Here is a 20,012-nt window from a genome sequence, read left to right as displayed (position 1 = left end):
GGCGGCGGAGTGGGCCCGGATTTCAGTGGGACGGGCCCGGGATTTCAACGTAAAGATTGAATCCGGCACTTGCTGGCACGTACCAGTGCCTGCGGTGCCGCAACGGCCGGTAGATGTGTCCGGAAGGGTCCCTCACACGCACATGCTCCAGCCGGTCCTGGTGAGCGAGCCGGTGATCAATGTCCTCCAGATTGGCGGGATGTGATTCGACGCCGTTGACCTCCAGCGCCCAGGTTCCCCCGGCACCCTCCGCCCTGTGTTCCAGGTTGAGGATTTCGAATACATCCGAGACCACTTCTTCTTTAGTGATGGGGAAGAAGCGCCGGAGCCGGTGACTTTCGGGGTGTGCGTTTTGCGCGTCCATCCATGCCTGGCGGAGCCAATGGAATTCCGCCGGGCCCAGCGAGGGCCCAAGCATCAGGTGACGTTGCGGATCCAAAGCCAGGCGGTAGGCGCAACCGCTACGATCAATGATGCAGGCAGCTTCGCCGACGTATTCAAACGCCGCGATCAGCTCCTGTTCGGACCGGTGATACGAAAACTCCCCGCTGTCATCGACCGCGACGAAATCCCGGCCGGCACCGGCTTCGGCGGGCCGCCCTGACGTGCCCGGTATCCGGGACGTGGTGTTCATTCTGGCTGGCTCCTGGCTGGGATCGGATTGCCGCCACGGCGGCTGCGGTGTTCTCTTGATTAATGACACCACGGGTGGAGCCGCTCCGGAACGGACCCTAACGGTTTCCATACGCCAGCAGGCGAGAAACTTGCAAGGCTGCCCTGGGATGGTTCATAAGCCGCGCCCCTACCTGCGCGGGGCGCGGCTTAGAGAAATATTTCAACCGTCAGCGGCCGGGCATAGATGTCTGGAAGGTTCTCCTCGTTCCCACAGCAGCGTGCTCCCCTCCGAATCCGCTTGACGGTCTGTCAGGGGCCGCCTTGCTGTTCGCCGGCGGTTAACATTACGTTCACGGAAGTGAACTCAAGCGCGGCCAGGAGGTCCGTGTCCGGCTCGGCGACGAGGACCTGGGCTTTGGTATCGTGGATGAGCTCTCCGATGCTGGCAACGCCGTCTGGATTTTCTTTTCAGGTGCCGCGCCGGCTGTCCACCGGCAACGGATCGACCGAATTTACCGTGCTGGAAACCGAGGCTCGGCTTGCGTACGGGAAACTGAAGTCCTGCCACGCCGGGCTCACCCTTCCAGCGTTACCGGACCAATATCGGTTCGGCCGGCCGGGAGCCGGCGGCGGTGCCTGGGCCGGCCGCGGGAGGCTTCAGATTTCTTCCACGCTCCGGGCGGCGAACTCGCTTCTGATTCTGTTTCGGGCCCCATGCTCCACCAAGGTCGGAATGTAGGTGCGGATCCGGCTGGATGCCAGTTGGTCGTACTCTTCCGCGACGACTTTGGCGACCAGCGCGGCGGGGGCGTCGGGGTGCCGGGCGACTATCCGGGCCGTGACCTTTTCGATGGTTTCCTGCTTGTCCGAGTCGTCCATGACATCAGTGTGAAGGACGTGCGCCAGCGGCGTCCATCAGTTTGCTTATGACGACAAGTAGACGAACGGACCACCGGGATTCGCCGAGGCTTCCAGGTTCGATTAGGGCCTGTCAAAGTTCCCTGGCAGCCGGGTGCTGCCATCGGACGTGCAAGTCCTGATCGACGGAGCTCTGGACCCTCGTCACTCCGCTCCGGATTGTGCTGGGTTCATTGTCTGTCCGCCCAGGACGCTCCCGCTGATTTTGTGAATGCCACAGTCTCGTCCACCCATCCAGACTCTGCGCGGCCTGATTGTATTCACGCGCTGCCGCCTCGGCGCTCAGCTTGTAGTTGGTCCGGGTACTTCTCCAGACGAACAGGACTGTCCGGGGCTCCCGGGTCGTTGGTCTCTACTAATGATCATGCAGGGCGCTGTGGACTGACGTATGAACCCGGACAGGAGTGTCCCGGAAAGAGTTGGTTTTGACCGGATGTTTGAGTCCGCGGCCGGTCCTGCCCCGATCCGGGTGGAGGAGTTCGTCGATGACAAGACCCTGGTCATCCGGGCCGAGATGCCCGGGGTGGATCCTGAGAAGGACGTTGAGGTGAGCATTTCCGACGGCGTCCTGCACATCAGTGCCGAGCGCCAGGAAAAGGAAGAAAAGAAGGACAAGAACCGGTACCGTTCCGAGTTCCGGTACGGCTCCTTTACCCGGAATGTCCCGCTCCCCGAGGGCGTGAGGGAAGAGGACATCAAGGCCTCCTACAAAGACGGTGTGTTGGAAGTCAGGACACCGCTGCCGGAAGCGGTGACGGCCGGGACGGATAAGAAGAAGCTTCCCATCACCCGCGGCTAGCACCGGCACGTCGGCAAGCGCAGGTCCGGGAGAACGGCTCTGAGGCGGGGTATTTCCATGAACATCAGATCGCAGTGGAATGAGTTTGAACCTGCCACCCGGCAGTGGCTCATGGATCACCACAGCACCGCGATCGTGCCCCGCGCCGTCGCTGCCGGCATCAACCGGGCCGCTGCCGAACCGGCCCACCGATTCCCACGGCCAGATCCGGCTCGCGGACGAGGACGTCCAGTTCATCCGAAACCAGGCCCACGGCGCCTTCGCAGCCCACGGCGTCGAACGCTTCTTCGACGCCGTCCAGCCTGAAAGAGCGTGGCATCACCCCGGGAAGAACGGGCAAGTGCGGCCCTGTCCATGAGTGAGTCCCGGAGGACTCCGCAGGACCCGGCAGTGGGCCGGTGAGAGTGAACCGGTGCGGCCTCGAAGGGATCCTTCATGGGTGACCCCTCAACGGCCGTGTATGATGTCACGCTTCTTGCAGCGGCTGCGCTGGCGTTCCTGATGCGGTTCCAACGGATCCCGCCGCCCTGGTTGCGGCGATCGCCCCTGCGCCGAGGGCTCCGCATGGCGGTTGATCGCGTGGGATCGTACGTCGGTTCGACCCGCCAGGCTTGCGCCGGCCGTCCGCCAACCAGCTGGCGCCTTCCTATCGAACCCTGCCGCCCCGGGCCTGTCAGGACGCCCGCGCTCTATGCAGGGCGCCGGCCGGAAGAGGCCCGCGGCCAGCCCGGGTCTACGCCTAAAAGCCGCTGTCGAAGCCGGTCAGCGCCGTGGCGTGGCTTATTCGTAGCGGAGTGCGTCGATGGGGTTTTGCCGCGCTGCCCGCCAGGCCGGGAGGGTTCCGGCGATGAATGCGATGGCCATGACCATGAGGATGACGCCGGCCACGGAGCCGGGAGCGAAAGCCAGGATGTGCAGGCCCTCCAGTTCGCTGAGGGGTCCGCGGGCGAGGGCGCCACTGACAGCGGTACCGAGCCCGATGGCGGCGGCGGAGCCGACCGCGCTGCCGAGGAAGCCGATGAACGCCGCTTCGGTGCTGAAGAGCGCGAAGACAGACCCGCTGCCCATGCCCATGGCTTTCATGAGGCCGATTTCCCGGGTGCGCTCCTGAACGGACATCAGCAGCGTATTCACGATCCCGAAGCCCGCGGCGATCAGGGCGATGACGGCAAAGGCGTCCAGTACTCCGATGATGCCGTTGATGACGGTCTTGACCGTGCCGATCCGGTCATCGAGGGTCTGGGCGGTGTAGCCGGCAGCAGCGAGCTTGCTCTTCATGTCCTCGACCTGCGCGGCGGAGGACGGTGCGAAGGTGGCCGTTACGTTTGCCCATGCGGTCTTTGACGCGGCAGGGGCGCCGGTGCCCTGGGCATCGGCGAGGGCGGTCGAGAGGGCCTTGTTGATGAACGCGCCGCCGCCGCCGAGCAGGGCGCTTTGTTCAATGCCGGTGATGCGGGCGGTGAGGGGGTGCAGGGTTCCGGCTGCGTCGGTGATGCCGATCGTGGCGTCTTGGCCGACGGCCTGGTTGTTGTCCGCGAAGCCCAGCGGCGCCACGTAGCTGGAGGGAAGGATTAGCTGGGGTACGGTTGCGGAATCATCCAGGGCGGTGCCCGCGGAAAGCTGGGGCTGCGCCCCGGCGAGGGGGCTGACGGAGAGTTGGTACTTGTCGTGGTCGTTCCACTGGATGTAGTCCGGATTGAGGCGGGTCACCGGGGTGACGCCGGTGATGCCCGGGACGGCGCCGATGGTGTCCAGATCGGTCTGGCCCAGGGCCGGCTGGGTTGAGCCCGGCCGGCCGCCGGCGATCAGGACCCTGGTGCTTGCATCGTATTTCTTTGGTCCGGAGGCGGGATTGCCGCCGGTATCCGTCTTACCCACGGTGAAGGAGTTGCTGGAGCCGACGGCGGCGATCTGGCCGTCGATGTAGTTCGAGATGCCGGTGCCGAGGCCGTTGGTGATGGTCAGGGTAAACGCTCCGACGAAGATGGCCAGGATGGTCAGGAACGTGCGCAGTTTGCTGCGGAAGCTGTTCGCCATTGCGGTCTTCAGGATTTCGAGCGGTTTCATGCCGCGTGCTCCTCGTCGGTGGTGATCAGCAGACCGTCGCGGATATAGAGACGGCGGTTGAAGCGGGCGGCCAGGTCGTGGTCGTGGGTGACTGTGATCAGGGTGATGCCGTGGTTGGTGTTGAGGTCGAACAGGATGTCCTCGACGATGCGCCCGGTGGCGGTGTCCAGGTTCCCGGTGGGCTCGTCAGCGAACAGCACCTGGGGGTTGTTGACCAGGGCCCGGGCGATCACGACCCGCTGTTTCTGGCCGCCCGAGAGGTTGCCGGCCTTGTTGCGGGCTTTGTCGGCCAGTTCGAGCTGTTCCAGGACGGCCATTCCGCGGGCCCGCCGCTCGCGGGCGCCGACACCGGCGATCTTCAGGGGCAGCACGACGTTTTCCAGCACACTTGATGCCGAGTTGAGGAAGAACTGCTGGAACACGAAGCCGAACATGGTGTTCCGCAGCGTGTTGAGACTCCGGCCGCTGAGCGTCTTCGCGTCAGTCCCGTCGACGCGGACTTGGCCACCGCCGGGGGAGTCCAGCAGCGCGAGAAGGTGCATCAGCGTTGACTTGCCGGAGCCGCTCTTACCCACAATCGCCACGGAATCGCCGCGGCCGATCTCCAGGGAAACGCCTTTGAGCGCGTCGAAACGATCAGGCCCGCGCCCGTAAGTCTTGGAGAGGTCTTGGGCGGCCAGAATTGGCACAGACATGGAGGTCCAATCAGGTGTTGGTAATGCATCAGGGTCAAACGGTCGCCACGGGTGATTGGCGGCCGCCGGACTTTATGGGACGCCGCGCGGTACCCCGCTCAATTGGCGAAGCTCCAGTCAAATAGCGGTTGACCGAAGCTTCGGTCCATTACTACTTGGTGGACCTTGACGTTCGCTGGGAAAGCCGGCGGCCTTGACGATGCGAGATCCGAGGCCCCCGGAGCGGGCCCTGGGAACCAGCAAGGCGGCTGTCCTAACGGCCCTCATCGGCTCGAGCCGTTGTCCTGCCGCAGCGACCGTAGTGGTAGCTCTGAGTGACACCGTCACAGTCAAGGCCGGGGTCAGGGCTTTCGCCAGCGGCAGATGGCCAAAGGGGAAGGACGCCTGCGGTACCTGCGGTACAGGACCGCCAGGCCATAGGCGAATGATTTAGCGGCACTGTATCTTGGCCAGGTCCGACCTGTTTCACCGTGTTCCTTTTGTGTGTGGACTACTCGGCGATGTCCTCCGCCCATAGTTCAGGGTGTTCGTTCTGGAAGCTGCGCATCATCTCGACGCATCGGGCGTCATTCAACACCATAACTTCGACGCCGCGTGAGCGGAGAAGTTCGAATTCGCCGGGGAACGTCTCTGCCTCGCCCACCACCACGCGGAATCTTGAATTGGATGGTAGTCCCGGTACACATCGCACACGGCGCCAGGGTGGTGTAGAGGGTTGCGTCCCGGTAGCTCTTCTGGCGTCCGGCCGCCCGCAGCGCAGACATTTCGCCGTGGGCGATTGGATCGCCATGCTGGACACGCTCGTTGTGCCCGCTGGCAATCACTTCCCCGCCGCGGGCCAAGGCGGCACCGACGGGGATGCCGCCCTCTCGGAGGCTCTTTTGTGCGGCCTCGTAGGCAGCTTCGAAGGCCGGGGCTGTGATCGTTCGTTCAGTTTCGGACATGGATGCAGTCTAAATTGCGGGCGCCGAAGAACCTCAAAATAGGGTGCTCAAGGGACACGAGACCTCCTGTAACTGGACGTCATTTAGGACGCAGAGGCGGGCAAAGCGACGCGGATGCTGCGGCCATGCAGATGTCCATGCCGACTCTTGGTCCGAAGGGCCTGCTCGATCTGGGCAAGTCGGTGGCGCCGTTGCGCGACCGCGGCACGCTGGTCGTCGGTACCGGGTTCACCACGCACAATCTGCGCTGGTTCGACAGCTACGGCGGACCCGCCAGGGCCCCGCCCTCGTGGCCCACGGAGTGGCCGCGGCCGGTTGGAGGGCCCCTGACCCTGATTCCTTATTGTGGCCCCGAGCAATCCACAGACTTACTGTGGAAAACATCCGGCACCAGTCAGACTGTGCGCCATTTTCCTGGTTGTTGGCGGCCTACGTTTTTAGGCCATGAGATTTAAGGAACTTCTGCCAGATGGCCATGCAACTCGTGGCGATTTCCAGGGCGTCACGCTCTTCCTTGCCGCCGTTAGTGGAGATCTCGATGGTTGCCTTGCCGTGGGGCTTTGTAACCAGTGAGCTAACACGAGCGCTTATCGCATCGGGGCTGCGGCTGTAGTTTTTGGCGGTGTATGCCATGGCATTGCATATCTTCATGTCGGGTTCGCTATCCAGCAAGGCCTTGATGTCCGGCTCCTGAACACTGGTATCCGGGTCTTTTGCGAGCCATTCGCCAAGATGCGAACCGTGCAGGAAGAAATCACCCAGCACCGTCTGCGCTTCCTGATTATCGATCGCGGCGGCTTGGTAGAGGTCCTGGATTTTCTCGTAGGACCTCTCCACCTGGCCCCATTGTTCAAGCCATGATTTTTGAGCTCCGTAACCGATCTCAACCCTCGTAACTTCCAGAGTGCCAGCCCCAGTGAAGTTCGACCTGATCCATGCGTGACCGCAATGGGGACAACGACCGGACTCTCTATCCTCCGGCAGGTCGCGTTGACAATTAGGGCACGTAGCCATTCTTGCTCCTCTTATCGGTGAGCGGCGTTGTACTTCTCCACGATGCCGGCCTGGATTCGGCCTGACCTGCATGCCCTGGTACGGGGCGGCCTGCCCAACTTCTCAGGCGTCGTAGGCGCTGGGCCGAACAGTCCGAACTTGTCCCGCAATCTTACAAGCGACCTTGGTATACCGGCTGAATGATTTACGGAGTTCCTCTGCGCGGGCATCCTCGAGATTGATTAAGTATTCAACGCTGTCGAGGACGAAACTCACAGACTCCGGCAGGTCGTGCACACATCGCCCTCACCCCCGCCGGTGGAAGGCGTTAGGGCTGTCCGCTCGAGTGGGAGATGGCCCACCATCGCACCCGTCAACTCCCGGACGGGAGGCGCCGGCTGCAGGACGGGCTGGCAAGGGCATGTGGAGCGCGACGCGCAGCCCCAGCCGCCGTCCCAATGCTGTCGTGCGCGATGGCAATTCCCATGACGGCTGCCCAGAACGGTTCTATGCCGAGTGTGAGGCCTGACCCGTGATGCTGGGGTTCGCCTGACCGCCCAGATCTGAACGAAGAAGACGAAAACAGTGCAGATGAGCACCAAATGGAGGACCATCACCCCCTGCTTGGGTCCAGCCGACTCGATGGCGATGTGCCGCTGGCGGGAAGAAGTCAGGGCCCAAGCCCCTGGACAGTCCACTCGACACCAGCGCAGTGCGGCGCCTTGCGGCGAACCTGCCCCTGGAGGCGGCAGTGCTTCACGGCGGCGGCCTCGTCGGTGGGTGAGACCAAAGAATAGCCGTCGGCCAAGGGGGATTAAACGTAAAGTTACACTTGAAGCTTCAAGCAAAAACGGCTAGGCTGATTTTCATGACATCGACGCTCGACCGCCCTCCGGTTCTCTTCCTCAGCCATGGTGCTCCGCCGTTGGCTGACGACGCCACTTGGACCCGCGAACTCAACGAATGGTCCGGCACCTTCGATAAGCCCAAGGACATCCTTATGGTGTCCGCGCACTGGGAAAACGCCCCGGTCACACTCAGCGCCACCGGGTGCAACCCGGGCCTGGTCTATGATTTCGGCGGGTTCCCCCGGAAGTACTATGACGTAACATACGACGCCCCGCAGGCTCCCGGTCTGGCCACCGAGGTGGAGAAGCTCGTGGCAGGTCATGGCCACCATGTCGAGCGCGACGAGAGCCGCGGCTTGGACCACGGCGCCTACGTGCCGCTCAAGGAGATGTTCCCGGACGCGGATGTACCGGTCGTGCAAATGTCCATGCCGACTCTTGATCCGCAGGGCCTGTTCGATCTGGGCAAGTCGCTGGCGCCGTTGCGCGACCGCGGCACGCTGATCGTCGGTTCGGGGTTCACTACGCACAATCTGCGCTGGTTCAACCCCTCCGGCGGCCCCGACAGCGCCCCGCCCTCGGTCTCCCGTGAGTTCGATCACTGGGCGGACGAAGCCATGGCGCGCGGCGACGTCGACTCCATCCTGGACTTCCTGCACAAGGCCCCGGCAGCCCGCGAGGCACACCCCCGAAGCGAACATTGGGCCCCGTTGTATGTCGCGCTCGGGGCAGCGTACGGCTCCGGCGACCTGCACGCCAAAACCGCGATCGACGGGTTTTGGTTCGGCCTGTCAAAACGCTCGTGGACGCTGACCTAGGGGTATTCCCACCTATGTTGTGAACAGCGGGGCGTGATGTAGAGGGCGAGGTCCTCCGGCATCGATTTGGGATACCACACTCATCCCGGCGTCAGGGGGCCTCTGTCCTACGTTGCCCAGGCCAATCCCGACCTCATACCCAAGGCGAGAGGAACCCGCCCGTCTGCTCATCGAGGAGGGCTGGACCCCGCGTCCGGACCGAGGGGCGGATCGTGGCACCGCGGTTCACCCGATACCGCACCCTCGGCCGGCCCAAGGGATGACGGAACGCCGGACAGGAAACGCTTACGCCAGGTGGTCTCGAGACCTGTCCCCACCGGGCCGTCCGGACCTATCGTTGGACCACCACTCCGTCGAGCAAAGGACTCCGCCGTGAACAGCCAAGTTCCCCTCTTCGATGGCGTGCATCATCTCAAGCTCCCGGTACGGGACCTGAACGTCAGCAGCGAGTGGTTCCAGAGCCGACTCGGATATTTTGTGGCAATGGAGTTCCGGGAGGACGGGAAGGTAATGGGTGTCGCCCTGAATCACCCGCAAGGCGGGCCGAGGCTGGCCTTGCGGCTGGATCCGGCCAAAGCATCGGCTTCGGCAGGATTCGATTTCTTTTCCATTGGCGTCCCAACCAAGGCTGCCCTCGATGCACTCTCTAACCGGCTATCACTTCTGGGGGACTCCCACCACGGGGTCCAGGTTGCCTCCTTGGGGTGGATTCTGCCAGGGCTCGCTGACCCGGACGGACATGAGATCCGGTTCTACACCACGGAATTGCACAAGACAGCGCCTGAAGGCCACGTGTACGTCGTGGACAGAACCGCTGGGAGGTCAGGGGCGCCTTAGCGGACAGATGCCGGCGGCAGGACGGTGAATACCGCCGGGTCTTCGTCCAGGAACATCCGGCGCGGAGTCACCCCGCCAAAGCGGATCCAGATAATGCTGCCGTCTATCGTCCTCTCCTCAACGGTTCCCGCGCCGAGATCGGCGGGGCCCAGCTGGACATGGACCACTTGGCCCGGCAGAAGTGAGCTTCGGCTGGCGGTCGTTCCGGACATTTCATTGGTATGCACTGTGCGTCCTCACGTTGGTGGCTGCGGTCCGGCCACCCTACGCGGCGGACATGACCGCCGCCTGAACGGCCGGGGCAGCTGGGGTTCTTACGGATCCTCGGTCAGTCGCACATATGAGGTGGGAAGGCGCTGGCCAGTACTGTACGAAGCCGCTCTGGATGGCCTTCAGGTCAGCCGCCAGGGCCACCATTCCGGTGGTCGGCGGCTCGGGCTCTCCCGTTGTCTCGCCGAACCATTTGCGCCAGACGGAGACCACGACCTCCGAGGTGATAGTCCCGCCGGCGGTTACCAGCGCAGCGAAGTCTGGCCGGGGTCTCCCGGACTACAGCACGATACGGGGCCAGGCCCCTTAACTGCCGAGGTGGCCGATACGCGTAGTTGGCATCGGCCACTTCTGCTGCCGGGGTCTCCGCCGGGCAGTCGCTGGCAGGTTAGCTGCGCGGCAGCTTCAAGCCGGTTTCGGTCATGACGTCCCGGAGCCAGTTTGGGTAGTCGGTGATTATTCCGTCTACGCCGTCCGCGATCAGGGCGCGCATGGTCGGCTTGTCGTCCGCTGTCCAGGGAATGACCTTCATGCCTGCGGCGTGTGCACGGTCGACCATGTCTTTCGTGACGTACGGGACGTAGTCCGCGTCGTCGACGCTGCCGTTTTGCGGCGTGCCGTGCACGGGGGAGATGGCGTCAAAGCCGAGGGAGGCGGCCGAGGCGACGATGTCGCCGCCGAAGTCGTCCGCGTCAATGCCGCCAAGCCAGGGGGATTTCCCCGGCTGGCCGGCCTGCAGGAAGTCCTTGTTGGTCAGAGCCACGGTGGGAATCTGTGGCGCCCGCTGCTGTACCAGCCGCAAGGAGCCCCAGTCAAAGCTTTCGATGGACACCCGGTGCTGCATGTTGGCCTTGTTGATTTCGCGCAGGGCCACCTCGACGAACTGCTCGCGCGGGGCCGTTTCCTCGGGTGCCCCGGCTTCGACCTTGGTTTCGATGTTGAACTTCACCTGGCTCGCGTGGCGGGCGTCCGCCAGGGCGAAGACCTCGGCCAGTGTCGGCATCTTCGCCCCGGGAGAGGCCTCCTGGCCGGGGAACTCCGGCAGGGTGAGCGAACCGCAGTCCAGGCTGCGGACCTGGGCGAATGTCAGGTCCTTGATGTACTTGCCCACATACGGGTAAAGGGGGTCTCCCTGTGTTACCGGTGCTGTGTCGAGGCACTTCTTCCCATTGATCTTTCGGTCATGGGTGATGACCTCACGGCCGTCTTTGGTGATCTGGAGGTCGAGCTCGAGGGTTGACACTCCCGTGTCGATGCCCTTGGCGAAAGACGCCAGCGTTGACTCGACAGTGAGCCCAATGCCTCCGCGGTGTGCCTGGAGATCGAAGTGATTGTCCCCGCCGTTCGGGTTGGTGTCGGCAGCCATGGCCGGGGACGGGAGGGCGAGCAGCAGGGCTGCGCTAAGTGCGGCAGCGCCTAGCTTTGTCGGGTTGAGCATGGGGTGTGTTCTCCGCTCGGGTGGTGTGCAGGGGCACGTGCCACAGTGTCCCCGTAGCCTCAACAGCCGATCATCTCCGGCTGACGCTCAAGCCAACGGCAAGTGAACTCCCCGCGGCCCTAACCCTGGAACGCCGCAGCTGCCCCGCATCGCTGCGGTGCCGGGCATTCGCGGCGTGGAGCGGTGCTCGCGTCGTGTGTGCGGGAAAAGCCCGAATGACGAGAAGCTGTCCTTTACGAGGCGCCCCGCTCATGGGCGGGCCACCCCGGACAGCACAGAGTCAAGAGCGTGTCCGAACGTCCTTGTGGTTACCCAAGGTCCGGCGTGGCGATTTCCACCGGGTTCCCTGTCAGCTGACGGTCACGATGAATTTGCCGAGCACGTGGCCCTGTTCGCTTTTTGCTTGCGCGGCCCCGATATTCTCCAACGAGAAAGTTTCCGCGACCGGCAGCCGAAACTTTCCTTGCTCGAACAATGCTGCCGCTTCGGCTCGTGCTTCCGGCGCGTGGCCCGGCCCCCGGCCGCCGGTGAACCGCACGCCGTACTCGGCCGACCAGACCGGGGCCGTAAGTCGTCGGGATGGCACCCAGGGAGCGTAGATAGTCGTGATTCCCTTCGCTGGCCGTGCCGATCACGGTGGCTCCGTCAGCGAGGGCAAACTGGACGGCGGCCAGTCCGACGCCGCCTGCGGCCCCGTTGACAAGGAGAGTCTGGCCGGGCTCCAACGGCAGCAGACTCAACGCTCGGCGCGCCGTTTCGGTCGACATCGGGTACCCGGCAGCCTCTTCGAAGGAAAGTCTCTCCGGCTTTTTCGCCCACTCGGCCAGCACCGCGTACTGGGCCGCGGCACCCGTGGTGGCGGTGCCGAAGACCTCGTCACCGACGGTGACGCCCTCCACACCATCGCCGACCTCGTCCACGACTCCCGAGGCGTCCATCCCCACCCCGGCGGGAAGACCGACCGGCATGACGGCGGCCAGCGCCCCGCTGCGAATCTTCCAGTCGATGGCATTTACGCCTGCCGCACGAACGGTGATGCGGATCTGGCCGGCGCGGGCGTGGGGCTCTTCGACGTCGACGACTTTGAGGACGTCCGGGCCGCCATACCCGGCAAACTGAACGGCTTTCTTGGCATTCTCCCTGTGTCAGTTCGCGGCATAAGTGCTTTTATCATGATGCCCACGACAGGAACGGGCGGCAAGGATGCAGGACGCATGCTGCAGCTTCCGCCTGCCCGAGAGCGGATCGCCCCGGATGTCCCGGCCCGCGGCCGTCTTGGGCTTCGGATCGGGTCGGGCACCGGCACGGACGGGCCACTCGACCTATTCCCCCGGAATCGGTAGAGACTATCGTGGAGTCGGGAGGGCGGTCCCGTCCTGCCCGGCCACCCGTGAGAGCTCACGAACCGCTTAGGAGGGCCCGTGCCGTCGTCCAGCGTTCCGATACCCCAGCCTCCGCCACGGCCGGTCGTCGGCAATCTGCCCGATATCGACTCCAGCAAGGGAGTCCTGGGGCTAGCCGAGGTGGCCGAGCAGTACGGCCCCATCGTCCGCATCCAGTTCTTCAACCGCAGTGTCGTCGTCCTCTCCTCCCAGGAACTGGTCAACGAGGTCTGCGATGAATCGCGCTTTGGCAAGGTGCTCGGCATTGCCCTTCGGCAGGTTCGGCAGTTCGCCGGCGACGGCCTGTTCACCGCGGAGACGCAGGAACCCAACTGGCAAAAGGCGCACCGGATCCTGATGCCGGCGTTCGGACCCGCAGCGCTGCGCCGGATGTTCACCGGCATGGACGACATCGTCGAGCAGCTGCTGCTCAAATGGGAGCGGCTCGGGCCCGCGGCCCGGATCGATGTGCCGGACAACACCACCCGCCTGACGCTGGATACGATCGCCCTGTGCTCGTTCAACTACCGGTTCAACAGTCTTTATCGGGAGGAGATGCATCCGTTCGTTGGGGCGATGGTCCGCGCCCTGGTTGAATCCAGGGACCGGGCTCGCAGGCTGCCCGTGCAGAACAAGATCATGCTGCGCCGACGCCACCAACTCGAGGACGACAACGCCCTGATGTTTGAGGTCGCCGAGCAGATTATCAGCGACCGGCGGCGCAATCCCAGCCCCGCGGGGCGGGAGGACATCCTCGACACCATGCTCAGCGCTGCGGATCCAATGACCGGCGAGCGGCTCTCTGATGAGAACATCCGCTACCAGATGGTCACTTTCCTGATCGCCGGACACGAGACCACCAGCGGCCTGCTCTCCTTTACGCTCTACGAGCTGCTGCGCCACCCGGGCGTGCTGGCCAAAGCGCAAGCCGTGGTGGACGAGGTCCTTGCCTCGGACAGCGCCACGTTCGAGCACCTGCCCCGGCTGGGGTACCTGGATCAGATCCTCAAGGAAACGCTGCGGCTTTGGCCCACCGCCCCGGGGTTCAACGTAGCCCCGTACGAGGACACGACGCTCGGCGGACGCTACGAAGTCAACGCGGGACAGCCCATCCTGGTCCTGCTCCCGCAACTGCATCGGGACAAGGCGGCGTGGGGAGAGGACGCCGGCGTGTTCGACCCGGACCGGTTCAGCCCGGAGCGGGCCGCAACCATCCCGGCCAATGCCTGGAAGCCCTTCGGGAACGGCCAGCGCTCCTGCATCGGCCGGGGCTTTGCCCTGCAGGAGGCCATGCTCTTCCTGGCCAAGCTGCTGCAGCGCTTTGAGGTGACGTTGGCGGACCCCGGCTACGAACTCCAGATCAAGCACACCCTGACGATGAAGCCGGAAGGGCTGTACATCCACGTGCGCCGGCGGGACGTCAAGATCGCAGCGCCGAACCATGCCGCCGTCGAGCATGCCCGGCAGGCGGACGTGCCCGCCGCGGCCCCCAACGGTGTCCCGATCCGGGTGCTCTACGGTTCCAATGCAGGCACGTCCAAGGATTTCGCCCAGCGCATTGCCAACGACGCCGGACGGCGCGGCTACAGCCCGACGATCGGTCCGCTCGACGAGGCCGCCGGCGGACTGCCGACGGAAGGTCTCGTCATGGTCGTAACCTCCTCCTATGAGGGGCAGCCACCGGATAATGCCCGGAAATTTCTCACCTGGACCCAGGGCCTGCGGCCTGGCAGCCTTGCCGGAGTGCGGTACGCGGTCTTCGGCAACGGCAACAAGGACTGGGCGCGAACGTATCAGGAGGTGCCTAAAGCCGTCGACGCCCGGCTCGAGGCCGCCGGCGCCGTGCGGATCTATGCCCGGGGTGAGGCCAACGCCCGCGGCGATTTCTTCGGCGATTTCGATGAATGGTACGAGGGATTCTGGCCCGCAGCGGACGCCGCCCTCGGGCAGCGGACCAGTTCACCGGCCGCGCAGCCCCAGCTTGAACTGCAGTTCGTTGGGAATGTCCGGGACCCGCTGTTGCGGCAGAACGGTCTGGCACTGGGTACCGTCGTCGCCAACCGGGAACTGGTGGACCTCGCCAAACCCGGCGCCCGGTCCAAACGGCATGTCGAGATAGCCCTCCCCGAAGGGATGAGCTACCGGACCGGCGACTACCTGGCGGTGCTGCCGCTAAATCCCAGCGGACTTGTAGAGCGGGCGCTGGCGCGCTTCAACCTCGACTACGACGCGAACGTCCTGCTGAGCATGGAGCGGGGAGACACTTTCCTGCCCACCGGCTCGCCCGTAGCCGTGGGCGAGCTGCTGAGCAGCTACGTCGAGCTTGCGGTCCCCGCGACGCGTGCCCAGCTCGAAGACCTGGCCGATGTCGCCGCGGATGCTGAACAGCGGAGGGGGCTCGAGGCCTTGGCGCAGGATCCCGGGCGGTACGTGGCCGAGATCCTGGACCAGCGCGTCTCCCTCCTGGATCTGCTGGAAACGTACCCGTCATGCCAGCTGTCCTTCACCTCGTTCCTGCAACTGCTGACCCAACTGACGCCCCGCCGGTACTCCATTTCCTCATCCCCGCTCTGGAGCCCAGACCATGCCACTTTGACCTTCGCCGTCATCCAGGCGCCGGCGTGGTCCGGCCGCGGCACCTTCGAAGGGGCTTCCTCCACCTATCTGGCCCAGGCCAGGCCCGGGTCAAGGATCGCCGTGACGGTTCGTCCTTCGAATGCCGCTTTCCACCCGCCAGCCTCTTTGGCGGTTCCACTCATCATGGTCTGTGCCGGGACCGGGCTGGCGCCCTTCCGCGGATTCGTCCAGGACCGCGCCCTGCGGGCGCAGGCCGAGGGCGTGACGCCGGCACGGTCCCTGCTGTTCTTCGGCTGCCGTGCCCCGGACACCGATTTCCTTTACCATGCCGAGCTTGCTTCCTGGGCAGAGGACGCCAACCTCGACCTCCGGCCGGTCTTTTCCACCGTGCCCGGGGATGGCCCGAAGCACGTCCAGGACAGGCTGTGGTCGGACCGCAGCGACGTCGTGGAACTCGTCAAACAGGGCGCCACGGTCTACGTCTGCGGTGACGGCGAGTACATGGCGCCGCAGGTCCGCAACACGTGCGTACAGATCTACCGGGAGGCGACCGGCGCCTCGGCGGTGGACGCCGGGGCGTGGATGGATGAGGTGGAACGCACCCACGGCAGGTACGTGGCGGACATCTTCACATGAGGGGGATTGGACCTTCGCGCAGCTGCTAGAGGCGGGTGGGGAAAGCGGTGCGGCGTCCATAGATGGTTAGCACGAGAGCCGCCAGGCCGGCGACGATCATCACGACCGCAAGGACCAGGCCGCTGAAATTCGTCAGCGTCTCACTCACCACGGGCAGCGTCCTTCGCCTCCTTGCCCTTGCCGCCGCCGCGGCCCTTATCCCGCCCGGAATCCTGGCCGCCCGCCGAGCCAGCAGTTGGCTGCCCTGCGCCGGAACTCCAAGAGGAACGATGAACCAGCGATGCCATCCACTTCAAAGGGGTACTGACGTGCACTCCCACAACGCCCCACATCTGAATACCGTGAATGGCATGAACATGGAACTTACTCTCAATAACAACGTCACGATGCCAGCCCTGGGCCTGGGTGTCTTCCAAAGCGCCCCGGAGCAGACCACTGCAGCCGTCGAGGCCGCGCTGGCAACGGGCTACCGGCACCTCGACACGGCCGCCGCCTACGGCAACGAGCCGGAGGTCGGTCAGGGCATCCTCAACTCTGGCCTGGATCGTTCGGAGGTGTTCATTGAAACCAAGGCCTGGGTCAGTGACTACGGCTATGACCAGACCCTGCATGCCTGGGACAAAGCGACGGGCAAGCTCGGCGTCGACTACCTGGACCTGCTCATCCTGCACCAGCCCGCCCCCGACCGGTTCGAAAAAACCATCGCCGCTTACAAGGCGCTGGAGACCCTGCTTGCTGACGGGCGCGTGCGGGCGATCGGCGTCAGCAACTTCATGCCGCACCACCTGAAGCCACTGCTGGACTCGACCGACGTCGTCCCGGCCGTGAACCAAATCGAGCTGCACCCCTACTTCACCCAGCCGGACGTCCAGGCAGCTGATGCCCAGCACGGGATCCTCACCCAGGCCTGGTCACCGATTGGCGGGATCACCTTCTACCCAGGGTGGGGCGAGGACAGCAGGAACGTGATGGAAGACCCGACGCTTGCCGTGATCGGGCAGGCGCACAGCAAGACCCCGGCGCAGGTCATGATCCGGTGGCACCTGCAGCACGGCCGCTCCGCCATCCCGAAATCCACGAACCCGGCACGGATCGCTGAAAACTTCGACGTCTTCGATTTCGAACTCAGTGCCGAGGAACTCACCGCGATCGACTCGCTCGACACCGGCAACCGGAACGGTCCGGACCCGGACGAGGCCCGCGAGGAGCGCTTCGCCATGGTCATCCCGGAATCCTGAGGCAGAGGTTCCCGGCCCGGCCGCGCCCTCGAAAACGGCGTGACCCCAGCGTGACCCCAGGATGAGCTCATCTAAGCCATCACCCATTGCGGGTTCTACGCTGGCTCGCCAAGGGGCATGTCTGCCACGGGCGCCGCCAAGCAACTTTTCACAGACAACAGGCAAGGAAAATCATGAACATCGAACCCAATGTGCCGACTACCAAAAACCCGCCAGCCCAATTCACTGGCGACGTGTGGCTGGACCCGATCGCCCTGCCCCACGAGTCCGACCAGACGATGGTCGTCGCGACAGTCCGGTTCGCTCCCGGAGCGCGCACCGCCTGGCACTCCCACGAGCACGGACAATACCTTCGGATCACCCAGGGCGTCGGCCGCTTCGGCGGCCGCGACGGCAAGATCATCGACGTTCACCCTGGCCAGACGCTGTACACCCCTCCCGGCGAGGAACACTGGCACGCTGCCGCCCCCGGCTGCTTTATGGAACATGTCGCCATGCTCCAGAACGGCGAGGACCCCGCCCAGACCACCATCTGGGGCGAGCACATCACCGACGAAGAATACAACGGCGCCGCCGAGGCGTAGCCCCTCCCTTCGTCTCGACGACGAGTCCGGAACCTGCATGTTCCGGGCTCGTCCTCGCCGTTCCTGTCTGGCAGCACACTCGTCTGCCGCTCGTAATCTGCCGGCGCCGGCGGCATCACCGTCGGCCGCTAGCCAAGAGGATGCCGGGCCGGCCCGCAGTCCTACAAGCCCTGATGGCCCATCGCCGAACCCCGTGCTGCTGCACCCGTTGTGGGCGGCCGGGGCGCGAGGCCGGACCATTATGGCGGCCAGCCCGGTGCTACCCGGGGAGCCGGTATTCTTCGGCCATGGGGTGCCAGATGGTGCCGGTAGTGCTGCCCCGGAGACGGCCGTTTAGAGCGGCCGGGTAGTACACATCGCTTTTCTTGGTGCCAGCTCCAGCGCACGCCCAGGCAGCACGTGGTGCCCGCTCCAGGGCCTTCAGCAGTGCGTTGACGATTGGCCACGCCAGGGGCCACAATCGCAGCAGGTAAAGACGCCGCACCTGATGCAAGTTCCCGTTCCAGGTGTCAGAGGGAGATCGCCGATCATGGTCGAGATCAAAGTCAAGCACCCGAGCTTCGAGGAACGTGTAGCGGAGGATGAGGCGCAAATGCTGCTGGCAGAGCGCACCTATCAGAACTCCCTTGTTCGGTTCGTGGAGAATCACGACGAGCCACGGGCCGTGTCGGCGTTCGGAGTCAGCCGTACACAGGCGGCGGCGGTGGCGGCACTGACCCAGACAGGGGCACGGCTCATTCACCAGGGCCAGCTGGAAGGGTGGCGGGTACGCCTTCCGGTGTTCCTTGGTCGTTTCCCCGCCGAGCCGGTCGATGATCAGCTCGCGGAATTTTACCGCCGGCTCTTGGGGGCTGTCGCCGACCCGACCTTTCGGGGCGGGCACTGGCAATTGTGTGAACGGTCGGGGTGGCCGGGGGACAACAGCTTCGAGAACCTCGTCGCCTGGAGCTGGGACGGCCCTACCCGGTGGCTGACCGTGGTGAATCTGAGCGATGCGCCCGCAACAGGCCATGTGAGCGCTCCGTGGCCGGATCTGCGTGGTCACCGGTGGCAACTGACCGACCCGACCCGGAACATGAGTTTCGACCGCGCCGGTGACGATCTCGTCGACGGACTGTTCGTCGGACTTGACGCGTGGCAATGGCATTTGCTGCGTCTCAACCGATCGCCAGAACCCGCTGACCACGACTGACAGGGTCCGGGGGGCAGGCCGGTGACGACTGCGGTGGCGCCGAGCCAGTTCGACATCGGTCCGGCGCCCGGGGGAATTTTCGGTCCAGGCGGGCGTTAGGAGAGAGTATGAAAGCAATTGTGTACCGTGCCACCGGCGATCCGTCTGTTCTCGAGCTCGTCGACCGCGAAATCCACGACCCGGGGCACGGGGAGGCCCGCGTGCGGATCAGGGTCTCCGGGGTGAACCCCACCGACTGGAAGTCGCGCCGCGGCGCCAAGCCGGGGGAGCCCTTGCCCTTCGCGGAGGTTGTGCCGAACCAAGACGGCGCCGGAGTGGTGGACGCCGTCGGACCTGGCGTCGAGCACCTCCGCGTCGGTGACAGGGTCTGGCTGGCCTTGGCCGCATACCAGCGCGCCGACGGCGGGACTGCCCAGGAGTTCGCAGTCCTGCCGGCCGAGCGGATCTTTCCGCTGCCGGAGAACGCCGGGTTCGACCTCGGCGCAAGCCTGGGCGTTCCCGCGATCACCGCCCACCGGGCCCTGACCATCGCCGAGGACGGCCCGCGGCGGCTGCACCCGGGAGCCTTGGACGGCAAGGTGGTCCTCGTAGCTGGAGGGGCCGGCGCAGTGGGCCACGCGGCGATCCAGCTCGCCAAGTGGGCCGGCGCCGTTGTGATCACGACCGTGAGCGGACCGGCGAAGGCTGCACTGGTCACGGCCGCCGGCGCCGACCACGTTATCAATTACCGGGAAACCCCCGCGGCCGCGGCGATCCGCCGGATCGCTCCCGAGGGCGTCGACCAGATCGTGGAGGTGGCACCCGCGCAGAACGCGGAACTCGACCTGGCTGTGATCCGCAACCGCGGTTCCGTCGCGGTCTACGCCAACAACGGCGGCGATCAGATGAGCCTGGACGTGCGCCGGCATTTCAGCCTCAACGTCCGCTACCAGTTCGTGCTGCTCTACACCGTTGGCATGGCGGCGGTGCACGCCGCCGCCGAGGACATCAATGCGGCCATCGCCGACGGCGCCCTTCCGGTGGGAGAGGGCGCAGGCCTGCCGCTGCATCGCTTTGGCCTGGCTGACACGGCTGCGGCCCACGCAGCGGTGGAAGAGAGCGTCGTCGGTAAGGTGCTGATCGATGTCTCGGCGGGCTAGTCGATAACGCATTGGAGCCTCG

At 64.9% G+C, this 20,012-nt stretch carries 18 protein-coding genes and 3 pseudogenes; 8 read left to right on the top strand and 13 right to left on the bottom strand.

Annotated elements, in window-relative coordinates; translation table 11 throughout:
- Positions 1-22: 22 nt before the first annotated feature.
- Complete coding sequence (locus AC1MFL_RS20285; protein WP_479812399.1) at positions 23-634, bottom strand: hypothetical protein; 612 nt, start codon at positions 632-634, stop codon at positions 23-25.
- A 638-nt stretch (positions 635-1,272) separates the two neighbouring features.
- On the bottom strand, positions 1,273-1,494 hold the full coding sequence (locus AC1MFL_RS20280; RefSeq protein WP_479812397.1) for a three-helix bundle dimerization domain-containing protein: 222 nt from the start codon (positions 1,492-1,494) through the stop codon (positions 1,273-1,275).
- A gap of 427 nt (positions 1,495-1,921) precedes the next feature.
- On the opposite strand from AC1MFL_RS20280, the gene AC1MFL_RS20275 reads away from it, so the two are divergent.
- Positions 1,922-2,332 (top strand): Hsp20/alpha crystallin family protein, encoded by a 411-nt coding sequence (locus AC1MFL_RS20275; protein ID WP_479812395.1) that lies wholly within the window; start codon positions 1,922-1,924, stop codon positions 2,330-2,332.
- Between the two features lie 160 nt (positions 2,333-2,492).
- On the opposite strand, the gene AC1MFL_RS20270 is transcribed toward AC1MFL_RS20275, so the two are convergent.
- The 7 genes and pseudogenes from AC1MFL_RS20270 to AC1MFL_RS20240 all read right to left on the bottom strand — a co-directional run bounded on the left by AC1MFL_RS20270 (position 2,493) and on the right by AC1MFL_RS20240 (position 7,307).
- Positions 2,493-2,651, bottom strand: coding sequence for a hypothetical protein (locus tag AC1MFL_RS20270; RefSeq protein ID WP_479812393.1), 159 nt, complete (start codon positions 2,649-2,651; stop codon positions 2,493-2,495).
- A gap of 461 nt (positions 2,652-3,112) precedes the next feature.
- Positions 3,113-4,399 (bottom strand): ABC transporter permease, encoded by a 1,287-nt coding sequence (locus AC1MFL_RS20265; protein ID WP_479812391.1) that lies wholly within the window; start codon positions 4,397-4,399, stop codon positions 3,113-3,115.
- Positions 4,396-5,094, bottom strand: a complete 699-nt coding sequence (locus AC1MFL_RS20260) for an ABC transporter ATP-binding protein (RefSeq protein ID WP_479812389.1) — start codon at positions 5,092-5,094, stop codon at positions 4,396-4,398. Before AC1MFL_RS20260 ends, AC1MFL_RS20265 begins: the two co-directional genes overlap by 4 nt.
- Before the next feature lie 490 nt (positions 5,095-5,584).
- Positions 5,585-6,038 (bottom strand): annotated as a pseudogene (locus AC1MFL_RS20255) (nucleoside deaminase).
- Positions 6,039-6,467: 429 nt separating this feature from the next.
- A complete protein-coding gene (locus AC1MFL_RS20250) occupies positions 6,468-6,875 on the bottom strand; it encodes a hypothetical protein (RefSeq protein ID WP_479815623.1) in 408 nt (135 codons plus the stop codon).
- A 102-nt stretch (positions 6,876-6,977) separates the two neighbouring features.
- Positions 6,978-7,052 (bottom strand): annotated as a pseudogene (locus tag AC1MFL_RS20245) (hypothetical protein); the annotation flags it as partial.
- 102 nt (positions 7,053-7,154) lie between these two features.
- A complete protein-coding gene (locus AC1MFL_RS20240) occupies positions 7,155-7,307 on the bottom strand; it encodes a hypothetical protein (protein WP_479815598.1) in 153 nt (50 codons plus the stop codon).
- Positions 7,308-7,899: 592 nt separating this feature from the next.
- On the opposite strand from AC1MFL_RS20240, the gene AC1MFL_RS20235 reads away from it, so the two are divergent.
- Together AC1MFL_RS20235 and AC1MFL_RS20230 are read left to right on the top strand one after the other, a co-directional pair.
- The gene (locus AC1MFL_RS20235; protein ID WP_479812387.1) at positions 7,900-8,697 is read left to right on the top strand and encodes a dioxygenase family protein; all 798 of its coding nucleotides are present in this window, start codon (positions 7,900-7,902) and stop codon (positions 8,695-8,697) included.
- Between the two features lie 372 nt (positions 8,698-9,069).
- Positions 9,070-9,534, top strand: a complete 465-nt coding sequence (locus tag AC1MFL_RS20230) for a VOC family protein (RefSeq protein ID WP_479812385.1) — start codon at positions 9,070-9,072, stop codon at positions 9,532-9,534.
- Here AC1MFL_RS20230 and AC1MFL_RS20225 read toward each other — a convergent pair.
- From AC1MFL_RS20225 to AC1MFL_RS20215, 3 genes and pseudogenes are all read right to left on the bottom strand, one after another.
- Positions 9,531-9,746, bottom strand: coding sequence for a hypothetical protein (locus AC1MFL_RS20225; RefSeq protein ID WP_479812383.1), 216 nt, complete (start codon positions 9,744-9,746; stop codon positions 9,531-9,533). The two genes, AC1MFL_RS20230 and AC1MFL_RS20225, sit on opposite strands and share 4 nt — an antisense overlap.
- 446 nt (positions 9,747-10,192) lie before the next feature.
- On the bottom strand, positions 10,193-11,242 hold the full coding sequence (locus AC1MFL_RS20220) for a glycerophosphodiester phosphodiesterase (RefSeq protein ID WP_479812381.1): 1,050 nt from the start codon (positions 11,240-11,242) through the stop codon (positions 10,193-10,195).
- Between the two features lie 349 nt (positions 11,243-11,591).
- Positions 11,592-12,372 (bottom strand): annotated as a pseudogene (locus tag AC1MFL_RS20215) (NADP-dependent oxidoreductase); the annotation flags it as partial.
- A 291-nt stretch (positions 12,373-12,663) separates the two neighbouring features.
- Here AC1MFL_RS20215 and AC1MFL_RS20210 point away from each other — a divergent pair.
- Positions 12,664-15,837: a bifunctional cytochrome P450/NADPH--P450 reductase gene (locus AC1MFL_RS20210; protein ID WP_479812379.1), complete on the top strand. Its 3,174-nt coding sequence runs from the start codon at positions 12,664-12,666 to the stop codon at positions 15,835-15,837.
- Between the two features lie 25 nt (positions 15,838-15,862).
- Here the strand turns inward: AC1MFL_RS20210 and AC1MFL_RS20205 are convergent, their stop codons facing one another.
- Positions 15,863-15,985: a hypothetical protein gene (locus AC1MFL_RS20205; RefSeq protein ID WP_479812377.1), complete on the bottom strand. Its 123-nt coding sequence runs from the start codon at positions 15,983-15,985 to the stop codon at positions 15,863-15,865.
- A gap of 208 nt (positions 15,986-16,193) precedes the next feature.
- Here AC1MFL_RS20205 and AC1MFL_RS20200 point away from each other — a divergent pair, with 208 nt between their 5' ends.
- The 4 genes from AC1MFL_RS20200 to AC1MFL_RS20185 all read left to right on the top strand — a co-directional run bounded on the left by AC1MFL_RS20200 (position 16,194) and on the right by AC1MFL_RS20185 (position 19,990).
- Complete coding sequence (locus tag AC1MFL_RS20200; RefSeq protein WP_479815596.1) at positions 16,194-17,075, top strand: aldo/keto reductase; 882 nt, start codon at positions 16,194-16,196, stop codon at positions 17,073-17,075.
- Positions 17,076-17,248: 173 nt separating this feature from the next.
- A complete protein-coding gene (locus tag AC1MFL_RS20195; RefSeq protein ID WP_479812375.1) occupies positions 17,249-17,659 on the top strand; it encodes a (R)-mandelonitrile lyase in 411 nt (136 codons plus the stop codon).
- A 529-nt stretch (positions 17,660-18,188) separates the two neighbouring features.
- Entirely contained in the window at positions 18,189-18,851 is a 663-nt protein-coding gene (locus AC1MFL_RS20190; RefSeq protein WP_479812373.1) for a hypothetical protein, read from the top strand.
- Positions 18,852-18,958: 107 nt separating this feature from the next.
- Positions 18,959-19,990 carry an NADPH:quinone reductase gene (locus AC1MFL_RS20185; RefSeq protein ID WP_479812371.1) on the top strand — a complete coding sequence of 344 codons (1,032 nt, stop codon included), beginning with the start codon at positions 18,959-18,961 and terminating at the stop codon, positions 19,988-19,990.
- Positions 19,991-20,012: the final 22 nt, after the last annotated feature.

It is taken from the genome of Arthrobacter sp. BG3, from assembly GCF_056680185.1.
This window is presented reverse-complemented; position numbering and strand designations above follow the sequence as displayed.

What these genes read in the sequence shown, in the direction of transcription:
- AC1MFL_RS20190 (WP_479812373.1), top strand. Translation starts at nt 18,189, where the DNA reads ATGGTCGAGATCAAAGTCAAGCACCCGAGCTTCGAGGAACGTGTAGCG.
- AC1MFL_RS20195 (WP_479812375.1), top strand. Translation starts at nt 17,249, where the DNA reads ATGAACATCGAACCCAATGTGCCGACTACCAAAAACCCGCCAGCCCAA.
- AC1MFL_RS20200 (WP_479815596.1), top strand. Translation starts at nt 16,194, where the DNA reads ATGGAACTTACTCTCAATAACAACGTCACGATGCCAGCCCTGGGCCTG.
- AC1MFL_RS20220 (WP_479812381.1), bottom strand. Translation starts at nt 11,242, where the DNA reads ATGCTCAACCCGACAAAGCTAGGCGCTGCCGCACTTAGCGCAGCCCTG.
- AC1MFL_RS20280 (WP_479812397.1), bottom strand. Translation starts at nt 1,494, where the DNA reads ATGGACGACTCGGACAAGCAGGAAACCATCGAAAAGGTCACGGCCCGG.
- AC1MFL_RS20185 (WP_479812371.1), top strand. Translation starts at nt 18,959, where the DNA reads ATGAAAGCAATTGTGTACCGTGCCACCGGCGATCCGTCTGTTCTCGAG.
- AC1MFL_RS20235 (WP_479812387.1), top strand. Translation starts at nt 7,900, where the DNA reads ATGACATCGACGCTCGACCGCCCTCCGGTTCTCTTCCTCAGCCATGGT.
- AC1MFL_RS20285 (WP_479812399.1), bottom strand. Translation starts at nt 634, where the DNA reads ATGAACACCACGTCCCGGATACCGGGCACGTCAGGGCGGCCCGCCGAA.
- AC1MFL_RS20260 (WP_479812389.1), bottom strand. Translation starts at nt 5,094, where the DNA reads ATGTCTGTGCCAATTCTGGCCGCCCAAGACCTCTCCAAGACTTACGGG.
- AC1MFL_RS20225 (WP_479812383.1), bottom strand. Translation starts at nt 9,746, where the DNA reads ATGTCCGGAACGACCGCCAGCCGAAGCTCACTTCTGCCGGGCCAAGTG.
- AC1MFL_RS20270 (WP_479812393.1), bottom strand. Translation starts at nt 2,651, where the DNA reads ATGCCACGCTCTTTCAGGCTGGACGGCGTCGAAGAAGCGTTCGACGCC.
- AC1MFL_RS20275 (WP_479812395.1), top strand. Translation starts at nt 1,922, where the DNA reads ATGAACCCGGACAGGAGTGTCCCGGAAAGAGTTGGTTTTGACCGGATG.
- AC1MFL_RS20265 (WP_479812391.1), bottom strand. Translation starts at nt 4,399, where the DNA reads ATGAAACCGCTCGAAATCCTGAAGACCGCAATGGCGAACAGCTTCCGC.